The organism is Enterococcus crotali (assembly GCF_000633635.1).
GTDB classification, from domain to species: domain Bacteria; phylum Bacillota; class Bacilli; order Lactobacillales; family Enterococcaceae; genus Enterococcus_L; species Enterococcus_L crotali.
The window spans coordinates 415,290-430,709 of sequence record NZ_AYPQ01000002.1; the positions used below are offsets into that span (position 1 = coordinate 415,290).

At 37.5% G+C, this 15,420-nt stretch carries 10 protein-coding genes and 1 pseudogene; 2 read left to right on the forward strand and 9 right to left on the reverse strand.

Annotated elements, in window-relative coordinates; all coding sequences use genetic code 11:
- Positions 1-28: 28 nt before the first annotated feature.
- The 3 genes from V192_RS0106685 to gshAB all read right to left on the reverse strand — a co-directional run bounded on the left by V192_RS0106685 (position 29) and on the right by gshAB (position 4,187).
- On the reverse strand, positions 29-1,021 hold the full coding sequence (locus tag V192_RS0106685; RefSeq protein WP_025870215.1) for a sensor histidine kinase: 993 nt from the start codon (positions 1,019-1,021) through the stop codon (positions 29-31).
- A gap of 4 nt (positions 1,022-1,025) precedes the next feature.
- Positions 1,026-1,703 (reverse strand): response regulator transcription factor, encoded by a 678-nt coding sequence (locus tag V192_RS0106690; protein WP_025870217.1) that lies wholly within the window; start codon positions 1,701-1,703, stop codon positions 1,026-1,028.
- Positions 1,704-1,916: 213 nt separating this feature from the next.
- Positions 1,917-4,187: a bifunctional glutamate--cysteine ligase/glutathione synthetase gene (gshAB, locus tag V192_RS0106695; protein ID WP_025870219.1), complete on the reverse strand. Its 2,271-nt coding sequence runs from the start codon at positions 4,185-4,187 to the stop codon at positions 1,917-1,919.
- A gap of 231 nt (positions 4,188-4,418) precedes the next feature.
- Here gshAB and V192_RS0106700 point away from each other — a divergent pair, with 231 nt between their 5' ends.
- Both V192_RS0106700 and V192_RS0106705 read left to right on the forward strand, forming a co-directional pair.
- Complete coding sequence (locus V192_RS0106700; protein ID WP_025870221.1) at positions 4,419-4,913, forward strand: cysteine hydrolase family protein; 495 nt, start codon at positions 4,419-4,421, stop codon at positions 4,911-4,913.
- Between the two features lie 184 nt (positions 4,914-5,097).
- Complete coding sequence (locus V192_RS0106705; protein WP_025870223.1) at positions 5,098-5,976, forward strand: YitT family protein; 879 nt, start codon at positions 5,098-5,100, stop codon at positions 5,974-5,976.
- A 318-nt stretch (positions 5,977-6,294) separates the two neighbouring features.
- Here the strand turns inward: V192_RS0106705 and ftsY are convergent, their stop codons facing one another.
- The 6 genes and pseudogenes from ftsY to V192_RS0106735 all read right to left on the reverse strand — a co-directional run bounded on the left by ftsY (position 6,295) and on the right by V192_RS0106735 (position 15,410).
- On the reverse strand, positions 6,295-7,530 hold the full coding sequence (gene ftsY / locus V192_RS0106710; RefSeq protein ID WP_025870225.1) for a signal recognition particle-docking protein FtsY: 1,236 nt from the start codon (positions 7,528-7,530) through the stop codon (positions 6,295-6,297).
- Entirely contained in the window at positions 7,531-8,358 is an 828-nt protein-coding gene (locus tag V192_RS0106715) for a Cof-type HAD-IIB family hydrolase (protein WP_025870227.1), read from the reverse strand.
- 27 nt (positions 8,359-8,385) lie between these two features.
- Positions 8,386-11,963, reverse strand: a pseudogene (gene smc, locus V192_RS19535) (chromosome segregation protein SMC).
- A 23-nt stretch (positions 11,964-11,986) separates the two neighbouring features.
- Positions 11,987-12,679 (reverse strand): ribonuclease III, encoded by a 693-nt coding sequence (gene rnc / locus V192_RS0106725; protein WP_025870229.1) that lies wholly within the window; start codon positions 12,677-12,679, stop codon positions 11,987-11,989.
- Positions 12,680-12,925: 246 nt separating this feature from the next.
- Positions 12,926-13,333 (reverse strand): nucleoside-diphosphate kinase, encoded by a 408-nt coding sequence (gene ndk / locus V192_RS0106730; protein ID WP_025870231.1) that lies wholly within the window; start codon positions 13,331-13,333, stop codon positions 12,926-12,928.
- 298 nt (positions 13,334-13,631) lie between these two features.
- Positions 13,632-15,410 carry an oligopeptide ABC transporter substrate-binding protein gene (locus V192_RS0106735; protein ID WP_025870233.1) on the reverse strand — a complete coding sequence of 593 codons (1,779 nt, stop codon included), beginning with the start codon at positions 15,408-15,410 and terminating at the stop codon, positions 13,632-13,634.
- Positions 15,411-15,420 lie beyond the last annotated feature (10 nt).

Consider the following 15,420-nt stretch of genomic DNA (forward strand, 5'->3'; position numbering starts at 1 on the left):
GAGGTAAGGTTCGAAAAAATGGAATCGCTCATTCCAATTCAAATACTTTTTGGCTAAGTTCTAGCTTAACCTTGGTTCCAATTCCTACCTCTGATGAAAGACATATTTGATGCCCTAGTTTAGTCAAAATCTCTTTACTCATAAACAAGCCTAGACCAGATGCTTTTTGATAGGTTCTACCGTTAAAACCTGTATAGCCTCGCTCAAATACTCGAACAGCATCTTCCGCTAAAATACCGATGCCGGTGTCTTCAATGATTAGTCCAAATGGCGTTTCATGATTCATATAAACTTTTATTCCGCCTTGATTTGTATACTTGATCGCATTAAACAACACTTGTTCTAATACAAATTGTAGCCATTTTCTATCACTGATAACAGTTTGATTTGTCGGCTCCAATGAAAAAGAAAGATTTTTATGAATAAAAAAGACGGCATATTTTTTCACAGTATCTTTCACCAGCTGATCCAAATCGATTTCTTCAAAAACAAAATCATTCTCTGTATGATTCATTCTCAAATATTGGAGCATCATGTCCAAATACTGATCGACCTTAAATAATTCCTGTTTTAAAATCGCCTGATCCAACTCATTTTCCTGCATTTTTAAATTTAACACAGCAATCGGTGTTTTGATCTGATGACTCCACATACTATAATAATCCATTAACTGCTGATTTGCGGCTTCAAGTGCGCCAATTTCCGCCCGATATTCTTTTTCAACCGCTGCAAGTAGCTGCTCATATTCTTTTTCTAGCAAAGAATGGGTTGTTTTTCTCTGAAATTTTTGGAGTTTAGGTGCTTGAATTCCCTCTTGGAGCTGCCGATGTTTTCGAACATAATAACTAAACTGAACACTCATTACAACAATGATCAGCAGCGTAGAAAAAAGCAACGCATCGGCATACACCGACAATGGAATTTCATAGAGAAAAAATGTCGACCCAAATAGCCCAATAATTCCTACATAAGCAAAAATAGCTAAACGTTTATCGAGTATGTACTGAAAAAATAATTTCATGCGTTTACTCTCCTTTTCCTAAACGATATCCTTTACCTTTTTCTGTGTGGATTTGTTGATCTAAACCAATAGCCGCTACTTTTTTTCTCAAACGTGTCATATTTACCGACAATGTATTAGCATCGATAAATTCTTCACTTTCCCACAATTTTTCCATGATTTTTTCCTTAGGAACTAATTTTTCAGGCTGTTGAAAAAGCATGCCTAAAATTTTCGTTTCATTGATTGTTAAAGAGAGTGTTTGTTCTTCAGATCCAACTTCAAAAGCCTCTATATCTAAACTAAACCCTTGATAATTCAGACAATGAGCTGTCAGCAACATTTCACTTCGGCGTAAAATCGCTTGGATTTTAGCAACTAGTATTTGTAAGTCAAAGGGCTTCGCTATAAAATCATCTGCGCCCATATTCATTGCCATTAAGATATTCATATTATCGTTGGCCGATGACAAAAAGACGATTGGCACATCTGTTTGTTTCCGTAATTCGCTGCACCAATGAAAGCCATTATACAAAGGTAAGGAAATATCCATTAAAACAAGATCTGGCTGATAACGTAGTATGTCTTCTGCCACATTTTGAAAATCAAGTGCTGTCTGTACCTCAAACGCCCACTTTCTTAAGAAAGTCGCAACCGTCTCTGCGATTTGCAGATCGTCTTCCACTATGTAAATTTTTTTCATGTGATCCTCCAACATTTCCTTGAGCTGTGTTACACCCGATTATTTTATTTTTCCTTCTTTTATTGTGGGAATTAATCAGCGCTTTGTCAATTTATTTTTTATGAAAATAAAGAAGTCGAGCCTGGGACAAAACTAAAAATCAGTTTTTGTCTCAGGCTCGAAATCCGAATAAGCGGCGAGATCAGAAGCTACCTTACCTTATTCTATCAATACTTATTCAAATACTTCCGGATATAACATTTTCAACACATCCATTGTCAAATGACGCCCTTTACCTGAATGCGGATACGCATGCATATGCATTGCTGGATTGAAATTTGCCTCTATAATACCGTATGTTCGGCTGTTTTTGGTTCCTTTAACTGATTTGTCTGGTACAATCAAATCGATTCCGCAAATTTTTGCCCCTAAAGCCTGAACTGCTTCAATGGCGATTTGCTTATAACTTTCATCAAAGTTATCTGTCACATCGATAGAATCGCCACCTGTGCTGACATTTGAATTTTCACGCAGATAAACGATTTGATCTTTTTCTGGAACAGATGTCGTCAAGAGATTTTGCTCTTTTAACATCAAACGTTCTACATCTCCTAACTGAATCAGTTCCAATGGTGAACGATGATGTGTTCCTCTTAATGGGTCAAGATTTTTTTCTGCTACTAATGCCTCGACCGAGCGCAGTCCATCACCTACAACGTTAGCAGGTACACGTAACATAATTGCACGCACTTGATCGTCTAAGACAAAGAAACGATATTCTGTTCCTGGTAAGAATTCTTCAATCAAAACAGCTGAATCTTCCTTAAATGCTAATTTCAGGGCTTCTGCATAATCAGCTAATGAGGCGCCTTCTTTAAAAATCGTGATCCCCAGACCATAGTTTGTCGTTTTAGGTTTGATCACAAAAGCCTTTTCTGAATATTTTACATAGGCTTGCTCCGCACTCTCAGGCGTATCAAACTCGTCACCTGCCGGCACATTAAAGCCTGCTTCTGCCAAGACTTTTTTAGTCACCGTTTTATTTTCCATGATCAAAGGAACAATGTAGCTATCTTTACTAGTCATATTAGCATTTTTGACATACTCAATATGATCCTGATGTTTAAGTTTTAAAAATTGTTCCTGTTCATCCAATATTTCAACTTCCACGCCTTTTTGAATAATATCAAATAAAAACAATTGTGTGGATAACTCCATATTTCTAAAGCCAGCTAATTGATACGGTCTTTCAAACGCCATTCCTTGATATTCTTTTCCAAAAATAATTCCCAATTCCTGATTAGAATTACTTTCAATGATCGTCCACATTTTTCCAGCAATCGTTAAATCTGGGGTTCTTAATTGCGCTCTGTGGACTTCCAGTGATTTTTTCGTTCTAAATAGACCTAGTGCTTCAATCATTTCGTCCATTTCAGCAAAAATTCGGTCACCTTCTGCCAAAAGTTTGACTTGAGCAAATGGATGCCCTAAAGCGACTTGTTCATTTAAGAAATCACCTGTAGCTACCCAATCATTCGGTGCTTCTTTTTCATCTGTCCACAATAAATACAACATAAACAAATGAATAAATTCAAGTGAGTCTTCATCCACACCTAATGGCGCAAACGGATTTAAATCCAAATTTCTAAGTTCAATATAACGAACACCGGTTTTAGGCAAATCAGCCATTTGTTTCCCACCGCGTAACCGAACGGCTGAATAAAATTCTTTTTCTTCTGATAATATGCCATTTTCAACCATTCGGTGAATATCATCAATGTAGTGTTGTAACGATTCATACGATACTTTGACATTTTCATTATTTTTATAACCAAATGAGCTATTGCGAATACTTCTGACAGGTTCTTTCGGACGCTCTTCTCTTTCAGTAAAATAACCAGATTCACTAACAGGAGACGCACCAAATAGATAGGTGATCAACCAACGGTAACGTAAATAATTACGAGAAACCTTCATATATAGAATATTTTTGAATTCTTCGATTGTTTCATATTCTGTTTGTGCTGAGAAAAGCTGTTTGACCAATTCGATGTCATATTCAAAATTAAAATGGATTCCGCTGACCATTTGCTTGCGTTTGCCATATTCTCTCGCTAAATAACGACGATACAAAATGCCTTCAAACTGGTCTAACTTGGCAATTTTGATATCTTCATCTTTTAAAGGTAATTTTGGCGGCATACTAAGCGGCCAAAGCATCTCGTGCTTATTCATCGAACGCAATGCTACATCATGAATCGCTGCAAGATAACGCATCATTTCATGAATGGAGTTTGCCACAGGTGTGATCAACTCCATTTGAGACTCGCTAAAATCAGTCTGAATATATGGATGATACGAACGATTTCCTAAAACTTCTGGATGATCTGTTGTTGCTAGTTGGCCATCGAATGTAGTTCGTTGGCTTTCCTTTTCTAATCCAAATCGTGCCGCCATAACATATGGACGGATAGTTTTTTGCTGTAACAACTCTTTAAATTTCATACTGTCGCCTTTCTTCCCCGTTATTATTCCATCACTAATCATTATATAGAAAAAGAGGAGCAAAAAGAATCTTTTAGCTTAAATTTTGTCAAAAAGAAACGAAACTGCCCCAATTAGCTAAAAATAGAGCGTGCGACATCTTTTGATCAGTTCAAGTAGACAGGTCATTTTTGAAGTCACTCAACTTCGTTTTATAGTATACTTAAAAAAATTAACTCAAAGGAGAATATAATGAATAATAAAGCATTGATCGTCATCGATCTTCAAAAAGGTCTAGAAAATGTTGGAAGCAAGTTGTTTCATCTCAATGAGGTATTGACTGGCGTAAACGAGCGTATTGCCGATTACCGAAACAATCATTTGCCCATCTTATTTATCCAGCATGAAGATGAAGAACTTGTGGTTGAAAGTCCTAACTGGCATCTATTTGAGCAACTTGATGCCAGAGCTGAAGATTTCTACATCGGAAAAACGCATGCCAACTCCTTTTTCCAAACTAAATTAAAAGAACTTTTAGATGAGCTATCTGTCACTGAGCTTGAATTTTGCGGTGCTCAAACAGAGTATTGCGTTGATACTACGATTCGTATGGCCCATGGACTAGGGTATACATGTTTTATGAAGCGTGGTCTAAGTACCACTTTAAACAATGATTTATTAGGTGCGCAAACAATTATCCAGCACCATGAACATTTATGGGATCAACGTTTTCTAACATTTATTTAAAAAAAATAGCTGCTTTTTCTCCTCTCTATAATTTTACCATATTCGTCACAGAAAAAATTAAAATTATCTCATGATATCTTCTAGTCATTCATGATAGTATAACTAGGGGATATTATTTTATGCACTTATTTATCGTTCATCAATGAAATCTCACTATTTTTAGAAATGGAGGAAATAGATAACAATGAAATTTACAAAACAACAAATTCAAGACACTTTATACGTGACGATTGGTTCACTTATTTTAGCAATCTCGATCAATTCAGTTTTATTGCCAAATAAAATTGTAGCTGGCGGCGCCAATGGGATCAGTGTGGTTATTAACTACTTGTTCGGTCTTAATCCCGCTTTGGTTTTATATGCGATCAATCTGCCATTATTAGTTCTTTGTTTTTTACTACTGGGAAAAGAAGTCGGGATCAAAACGATTTATGGAAGTTTGATCTATCCTTTCTTTGTTGGGATCACAACCCATCTACCTGTCTTGACGCACAATATTTTTCTGGCAACTATCTTTGGCGGTCTTTTGACAGGGATTGGTTTAGGACTAGAATTTAGAGGAAATGCCTCAACAGGTGGGACTGCGATCATTTCGCAAATCGTCAATAAGTATTTCAAAATTTCACTTGGTGTCTCGATTTTATTTGTAGACGGTTTAGTGATTTTATCAGCACTGTATGTATTTGATACGGATACTGTATTATTCTCGTTGATTTGTTTATACATTATCGGACGTGTGGTCGATATGGTACAAGTCGGCTTTGTTCGTTCTAAAAATGTCATGATCATTTCACCAAAATATGCAGAAATCAAAGAGAAAATCTTAGTCGATATGGATAAAGGCTTAACGATGATTCCAATAGAAGGCGGCTATCAAAAACATCCAAGTATGCTGATGATGACTGTTATTAGTGAAAAAGACTTTGCTAAGATCAAGGAAAACATCATGGCGATCGATGAAGAAGCGTTTATCGTTTCAATGAATGCAAGTGAAGTTTTCGGACGAGGATTTAGTTTGAAGAAAATTGCTGAAGATTATGGGATTGAATCGAATAATTTGTAATAGAACCGCGGAGCAGAACAAAGGTGTTAGCTCTGACAATAACATAAGGAATCGTGTTCGTGACTTCTTTGTCACTAATACGGTTCTTATTTTTCCCTGAAGAACTAGTTTGTTTCGCTAGATTGAGAAAAGTAGCATGAACTAATTAGCTCTTGGACAGTTTTGGAAAATAGATTTTTGATTATAGTATTTTTCTGTAAAAAAATAACCGTTCATAATCCAATGAGTTTTTCTAAAAAAACAGCCTTTAAATACGCATCTACTTGACGTATTCAAAAGCTGATTTTTTATTAAAAGACTAAATAGCCTGTCTTATCTCTAATCTTCTTCCTTCAACAATCCCTTAAACAATCCAACTGCAAAATCATTTGCATCGAATGGTTCTAAATCATCGATTCCTTCACCTAATCCAACTAATTTCACTGGTAAATGCAGCTCATTGCGAATCGCTATAACGATCCCACCTTTAGCTGTACCATCCAATTTAGTTAAAACTAATCCAGTAACATCTGTCGTTTCTTTAAACTGTTTCGCTTGTGACATCGCATTTTGCCCTGTTGTAGCATCTACTACAAGTAATACTTCATGCGGTGCATCTGGCAATTCACGTTGAATCACACGCTTGATTTTTTCTAATTCGTTCATCAAATTGACTTTATTTTGTAACCGTCCTGCTGTATCTACCAATAAGATATCCGCATTCTCAGCTTTAGCACGATCGACTGCATCAAAAACGACCGCAGCCGGATCTCCGCCTGCATTACCACGGACAACTTCAACACCAGCACGTTCACCCCAGACAACTAATTGATCGATGGCTCCAGCTCTAAACGTATCAGCCGCTGCCATTAAGACTTTTTTACCGTCTTGTTTGAACTCATGTGCTAGTTTACCAATACTGGTTGTTTTACCAACACCGTTTACACCGACAAATAACATCACGGTCAATCCGTCTTTTTGAATATTCAAGGCATTATTTTCTTCGATACCTTCTGCTTCGTATAAGTCAACCATTTTTTCAATGATCGTATTTTGTACTGCTGCTGGTTTCTTCACGTTACGTAGTTTGACTTCTTGACGTAAAGATTCAGTGATTTTAATTGCTGTATCAAAACCGACGTCTGCACCGATCAAGGTTTCCTCTAATTCTTCAAAGAAATCCTCATCAACAGAACGAAAATTAGCGAATAATTCATTCAAACGCTCGCCAAATGTTTTTCGGGTTTTTTCCAAACCTTTTTCATACTTTTCTTGAACGATGATTTCCTCTTCTTGTTCCTCAATGATTTCAGGCTCAACCAGTTCTTCTGCTTGAGTAACAGGATTTACGGTAATCAGAGGATCGATTTCAGGTTCTGTTTCTTTTTCAGACTCTTCCGTTGTTTCAAGAGAATCTGTTTGTACTTGTTCTAGCGATTCTGTCTCTACTTGTTTTTCTTCAGGAATCACTTCTTCTTGAACGGATTCGATGATTTCTTCCTCTGGCTTGATTTCAGCAGGTGGCGTTTCTTTTTCGTTCATAAACGCTTTTTTTATTTTATCGAAAAATCCCATTTAATTCCCTCCTCTCAATGGTTCTAAAACAAATTTTTCAACGGCTTGTGCAACACCATCATTGTCGTTGGTATCTGTGATCACGTCTGCCATCTCTTTGACTTTAGCAACAGCATTTTCCATTGCCACGCCAAGCCCTGCATATTCGATCATCGGTAAATCATTTTCTTCATCACCGATCGTCATGATTTCTTCTTGCTTGATGCCTAAATCCCTAGCTAATAGAGAAATTCCATAGGCTTTGGTAATCCCTTTAGGCATAAACTCTAGTAAATTGCTTCTGGTTTTGATGACTTCATAGCGCTCGTAAAATGATGCAGGGATTTTTTTGATTTGCTCATCTAAATAGATTTCATCGATTGCGACTACTGCTTTGTTATAAATTTGATCTGTTGTAAGTTGTGCTAACTCGTAGGATTCAAATGTCAACAGATTATTTAATTGACTATAGATAGATATGTGCTCTTTTGAAGCGGGCAACTGCATCACAAGTCCATCAGATAAAATATCCAACGGTACATTCAGTGATGTAGCTAATTCATATAACTCATGTACCGCTTCTAAAGGCATTAATGCTTTCTCGATGATTTCACCTGTATCATTTTTTTGAACTAAGCCACCGTTAAATGTAATACTATAATCACCATTATCACGTAAGTTCAATTCTTCTAGATAAATCTCAATTGCAGCCAACGGTCGCCCTGTACAAAGAACAATTTTAACTCCTGCTGCTTTAGCTTGTGCCAAAGCTTCTTTGTTTCTTGTGGAGATTTCCTTTTTGCTATTTAAAAGCGTACCATCTAAATCAATCGCGACTAATTTAATCAACCCGTTTTTCCCTCCTATCCTATACAACTATGCCTCAGCGACGATTGCGCCGCCTTCTTTAACTTCTTCCAAACGAACAGAAACGATTTTCGACACCCCTGATTCTTGCATCGTCACACCATACAACACGTCTGCCGCTTCCATCGTTCCTTTACGGTGTGTTACCACAATAAATTGCGTGTCATCTTCAAACTCACTCAAGTAATGACCAAAACGAGAAACATTGGCGTCGTCTAAAGCCGCCTCTACTTCATCCAAGACGCAGAAAGGAACAGGTCTAACACGGATGATAGAAAACAATAACGCAATGGCCGTCAACGCTCGTTCGCCACCTGAAAGTAAGCTTAGATTTTGTAACTTTTTGCCTGGCGGTTGTGCTTCGATTTCTACTCCTGTATTCAGTAAATCTTCTGGATTGGTTAAAATCAGCTCTGCTCGGCCGCCCCCAAACATATTTGGGAACACCACTTTAAACTGGGCACGAATCGCTTCAAAGACTTCACTAAAACGTGCTTTGACTTCTTCATCCATTTCACCCATCGTTTCAAACAATTGCTCTTTGGCATCTAACAAGTCGTCACGTTGAGAGACCAAAAACTCATGACGTTCATTGACTTGCTCATATTGTTCGATCGCGTTGAGATTAACAGGACCTAGACGTTCAATCTCACGTTTTAAACGTTTAACTTCGATTTTGGCCTGTTCTTTGTCGATCGTTAATTCATAATCTTCATTCGCACGTTCAAAGGTTAAACTGTACTCTTCTTGCAAATATTGCAATGAATTATCCAGCTTGATCTCTGCGCGGTTTTTCTCGACTTCGATTTTGGTTTGCTCCGTCAATAAATGCTGTTGCTGTTTATTTTCTTCAGCTAAACCAGTATCGATTTGATCGACTTGTTCTTGTAATTGCTGACGAGCAGTTTTTGCTTCTTGGATACTTGCCTGCAACTGTTCTTTTTTCTCTGCCAATTGTTCTAATTGGATCGCTAAGCTTTCTTCAGTCACTTGGTGATCTGTTGAGTTGTCATTCAATTGTTGCAATTGTTGACGTAAGGCTGTTTCTCTTGCTAAGAATTCATCTAACTGCGTTTGTCTTTCTGTTACTTGCTCTGTTAGGTGTGCTAATTGTTCTGCTGCAACAGCTTGGTCAGCCTGAACTTGGTTGAAACGCTCAAACGCTTCTGCTCTCAAGGTTTCCATTTGGCTCGCTTCTTGATCCACTTGTTTCATTTCCTGATCTAAGCGATCTTTCGTCTGATTCAGTTCTTGCTGTTGTTCAGTCAGTTCTGATTTTCTCGCTTGATACTCTGTTAAAAATTGATGTAGCTCACGAGCTTCAAATTCGAAAAGACGTTGTTCTTTAGTTAAACGTGTAATCGTTTCTTCTTGATTCACTAATTTATTTTGTAATTCTTGCTGTTTCAAGCGACTTGTTTCACCAGTTGAGCGGAGTTGCTCAAGCTTTTCATTTAGCGCTTTAGCTTCATCGGTTAGTTGTTGAACATCTTTTTCAGTAGCTGTTAATTGTTTTTCAACTCGCTCCATTTGTTCAGTCAATGTTTGAAGTTCTTGCGTTTGAGAAAATAGGCTGCCTTGATTGCCTCGTTTATTGGCACCACCAGTCATCGAACCACCTGAATTCATGACATCACCATCTAAAGAAACAACACGATATTGGTAGTTCACCGTTTTGGCTAATTGGTTGGCGCTTTCTAGTGTTTCTGCTAATAAGGTCACACCTAATAGATTCTGGATGACATTGCTGACATCCTCTGAAAAACGGACTAGTTCACTGGCTATTCCTAGAAATCCTGGAATCGTACTGACACGATCCCGAACTGCAGTAGAAACCATTCTCGGCTTGATCGTCGTCAACGGTAAGAAGGTTGCACGCCCGCTATGCTGTTGTTTTAAGAACGTAATCCCGGCACGACCGTCTTTTTCCGTTTCTACAACAACGTGTTGCGCTGCACCGCCTAAAGCCGTTTCAATTGCCAGAGTGTAGTCTTTTGGCACATCGATCAACTCGGCAACTGCTCCAACGATTCCAGTTAATTGGTCTTTGTGTTTCAATACAGCTCGAACGCCTTGGTAAAATCCTGAATAGTTTTCTTGGATTTCCTGCAAGCTTTTTTGACGTGCTTTGGCTTGTTGGACTTGATTCATCGCTTGATACATTTGTTTTTGTTTCACAGCTAATTGCCCTTGTTTTTGATCTAGCTGTTGTTTCAATTGGGTATATTGTTCTCTTTGATCAGTTAATGATTGGTCTGATGTAGCTAAATCAATCTCTACTTGTTCTTTCTCCGCCAAAGCATCTGTCATTTGTTTTTCTAAAGCTTCGTGCTTTTGGATAGATTGCTGATTTTTAGCTGTCTCTTGCTGATACTGACGTTCTAAATATTTTAGCTCATTCGTTGTGTTGGCTTGTTCTTGCATCACTTCCACGTATTGGCTTCGTAGTTCTTCTAGTAATTCTTTTGAAGATTTGCTGTATTTTTCAACTTCTAGCTCTGAGACTCTGATTGCTTCAACTAATGATTCCCGTTGAGCTTTTTTCTCGGTCACTTTTGCCTGTAAGTCTTGGACTTCTTCACGATAGCGTGTGATTTTTTCAGCATTTTCTTCTAAAGATTGTTGATATTCACTAGTTGTCTGCATCGTATGTTTTGAACGTTCGACCAAGACATTTTTTTGTCCTTCAGTTTGTTTCAACGCTTCTGTGATTTGCAGTAATTGCTGCTGCTCTGTTTCGATTTGTTCGTCCAGTTTATTCCGTTTACCACGCAGCTGGAATAGTTCATCTTCTGAATCACGAATTTTTTTGCTTGCTATTTGCAGCTTTTCTTCAATTGCAGTAAGTTCAGCTGCTTTTACTTCCCAAACTTCTTTGGCTGATTCGATTTCAGTGACCGTTAAACTAACATCGATCTCTGTCAAAGTCTCTTTAAGTTTCAAAAACTCCTTGGCCGCTTCGCTTTGTGCAGCTAGAGGAGTCAATTGATCTTCTAATTCATAAATGATATCTTGCACACGGCTTAAATTATCTTCTGTTTCAAACAGTTTTTGCTCAGCTTTTTTCTTACGCTGCTTATACTTTAACACTCCTGCAGCTTCTTCAAAGATACCGCGGCGGTCTTCTGGTTTGCTATTGAAAATTGCTTCAACTTTCCCTTGAGAAATGATTGAGAACGATTCTTTCCCTAACCCAGAATCCATAAATAAATCGTGGATATCTTTTAAACGACACGCTTGTTTATTGATATAAAAATCACTTTCACCCGTTCGGCGATAGCGACGAGTCACGCTGATTTCAGTAAAATCTAAAGGTAAAAAATGATCACTATTATCTAATACAACCGTTACTTCAGCAATATTCAACGCCTTACGACCTTCAGAACCAGCGAAAATAATATCCGGCATCTTGCTCCGCGAAGGCTTTTTGCCGATTGTTCGCCTAAGACCCAGCGAATCGCTTCGGTGATATTACTTTTCCCGCTGCCATTTGGTCCAACGACAGCCGTCACACCATTTTCAAACTCTATAACGGTTCGATCCGCAAAGGATTTAAATCCTGCGATCTCAATTCGTTTTAAATACACGAATAAAACGGCTCCTTCCAAGCTTATTCAGGATTTTGTTTCAGCGCTCGTTCAGCGGCGTCCTGTTCTGCTAATTTCTTCGATTTACCAAAACCTGCTCCAATCATTTTTTCGTTGACATAAACTTCAACGTAAAAGATTCGATCATGGGCAGGACCTTCTTCATTGATCAAGCGGTATTCAATGCTGACATCCCCTTGACGTTGTAATACTTCTTGTAAATGTGTTTTATGATCCATCTCATGTGAAAAAGCACCGGCATCGATTTTTGGAAAAATGACTTCTGCAATAAACTTTTTAACTGCATCGACTTTTTGATCTAAAAACAAAGCGCCTAAAAACGCTTCGAATAAATCACAAAGCAACGCCGGACGAGTCCGTCCGCCAGAATTCTCTTCTCCTTTGCCAAGAAGAATATATTGGTCGAAGTGACATTCTTTCGCAAATTTGGATAAACTATCTTCACGAACGATAGCTGCTCGCATTTTTGTCAATTTGCCCTCCGGCAATTCTGGGAATTGTTTATACAAATATTGAGAAACCAATAATTCTAAAACGGCATCTCCTAAAAATTCTAATCGTTCATTGTCAGATAGCTTTAAGTATCGATGCTCATTCACATAGGATGAATGGGTAAAAGCCTGTTCTAATAGGTTGACATCATGGAAAACAATGCCGTAACGTTCTTTTAATTCGGTAGTTAACTGATTGTCCATTTGCTACATTCCTTTAAGTTTATTTACAACCTTCTCTATTATACTTTTTTTTGCGGGATTTTTAAATGGTTAGGGAGGAATTGCGCTAAAATCACTACTGAATTCATCGTATTTGAAGGATTTCCTAATGATTTCAGGAACTAGTATGAGACTTTTTATAATAAATAGGACAGATTCCGGCATTCTTTCCATTTAAACAGACAAAAAGCGCTCAAGATCGTCACCACTTCTTGATACGCTCTCATTTTAATTCGATTCATTAAAAAATCGGTTGATCTCAATTGTAGCCGCTTCTGGGGAATCCGATGCATGGATAATATTTTCGTAACTGTTAGCACCGTAATCGCCTCGAATCGTTCCTGGTTCAGCTTCTAAACAATTTGTTGCACCAATCATTTTTCGAACAGTTTTAATGACACTAGTTCCTTCTAAAACTAAATAAACAACTTCTGATGAAGTCATGTACTTCATCATGTCTTCAAAAAAATCAAACTTCTTCACATGTGCATAGTGTTCTTCCGCTAACTCCCGGGACATTTTTGCTACTTTTAATTGGTTTAGCTTTAATTGTTTTTTCTCAAATCGCTGAAGGATTTCTCCAACTAGTTTACGTGAAACGCCATCTGGCTTGATGATAACGAGTGTTTGCTCCATTTGAATTCTCCTCTTGTTCTCTTTTTTAAAGCACCCATTTTGTAAGCGCTTAAAAAGAAGGTTATCATGCTTAGGAATTTATGTCTAGGATACAAGTGACAAAAAAAGATTGGTCTTTGTCACTGTTAGATATAATAAACAGTGAACCCATGAACAATTGCACTAGTTAAGGATACTCTACTATCCGAACATAATTAAAAAACGACACTAAAAAACGCTGAAAGCAGAAGCAACTTTTTAGTCGATTTCTCAAAGTTAAACGCTTCTGTCCCAGCCTCGCTATTTAAATCTCACTAAATTAACGTTTTTCAGCTGTTAATTCAATCGTATAAAAATCTTTAGTCTCTTCATAATTCCAAGTAAATGATTTCACTCGGTCATTTACTGGCATGATTTGATTCCGATACAACGAAGGAATCACAGGTGCTTGTTCAAACATATATTCTTGCCAAGCATCATACGCTTCTTTACGTTTTTCATCATCAAAAGATGCTTTTGAATCAATCGCTTTTAATAATTTATCATTTTCCTCAGAAGAAAAACGAGAGTAGTTAAATGCTGCGTTGCGTCCATATAATCCAGCTGGAGAAGGAGCTGTTCCTGTTCCCCACGCAGCTTGAAAGACATCGATTTCCGGATCATCATTTTTTAATTTATCGTAAAATGCTTGGAAATCAATCAAACGACCTGTTGTAAGTTTTACATCTAAGCCGATTTCTTTCCATTGTTGTAGATAATAATCGGTTAATGGTTGCGCTGTTTCTCCACCAGACATTGAAGCTAAATTGATTGTTAGCTTTTCTCCCTTAGGATTTTCTCTAAGTTTGTCACCATCTGTATCCTTATAGCCTGCATCATCCAATAACTTCTTCGCTTTATCTAAATCATATTCGTAACCTTTTACCTCAGAATCATGTAATGTTTTGAAAACTGGCGGAATCAATGTTGTTGCATTAGAACGCAACCCATTATAAAATTTTTCACCAACTGTATCATTATCTATGGCATATCCCATCGCCTGACGCAATTTCACATCTGACATTTTAGCATCTGGATTCGTAACAACTTCGCCTTTTTCTTTGTCAAAAGTCCCTAATTTAAAACCAACATACGTATACGCTAACTCTTCACGCCCTAGCATTTGATAGCCATCTAAATCCTTGTACGTTGGATATACATCCGTTGGCATTGAATAAACTAAATCGTAATTCTTTGCTTTTAATGCTTCTACAATTGAAGATGATGGCACATTTGTAAACACGATTTTATCTAATTTAGGCTTGCCTTTATAATAATGCTCATTTGGTAAATATTCCACCGCTTCTCCGGTTACAATCTTACTCATGTAATAAGGGCCGAATGTTACTGAATTTTTCCGAACTGCATCGCTTTGTACCTGATCTTTGATGGGAATATCTTTAAAGACATGTTTTGGCATAGCAGCAGCATAAACACCGCCACTCAACTGTAGTAAATTAGGACTCACTTCTTTATAAGAAATCTCTATCGTTAAATCATCTACTTTTTTAATTCCAGAAATAGTATCTGATTTCCCATCATGATATTCTTCCATACCAACAATATTTGTAAAATCGTCATCATAACGAATCCCTGTATACTCTTTGTTCCCAATCACTTCATAAGGATAAAGCAGATCATCCGAGGTGACTGTCTCGCCATCTGACCACTTTATATCTTTTTTCAAGGTAACTGTTGCCTTTTTATTCTCAATATCCAAATCTAATTTTGCAGGCCCCTCATCTGTAATCACAAAATCTTTATCATATGAGAACAAAGATTCATGTGACGGACGCATATAATAATTATCATACGTTTCTTCATAATATACCTCAGAAAATAATCCTCTAAACTGCGTATCTGACACTACTGCGACATCCAAAGTCCCACCTTTGACTGCCTCTTTATCATTCTTGACTTCCATCGCAAATTTACTGATATCCTCAGTTTCTACATTCTTGTTTCCTGAATCTGATTTTTTACCTCCACCGCACGCAGCTAATGTTACAGCCACCACTGCTGTCAATGTAATTAAACCCAAAAGATTTTTGCTTTTCACACTATTTCCT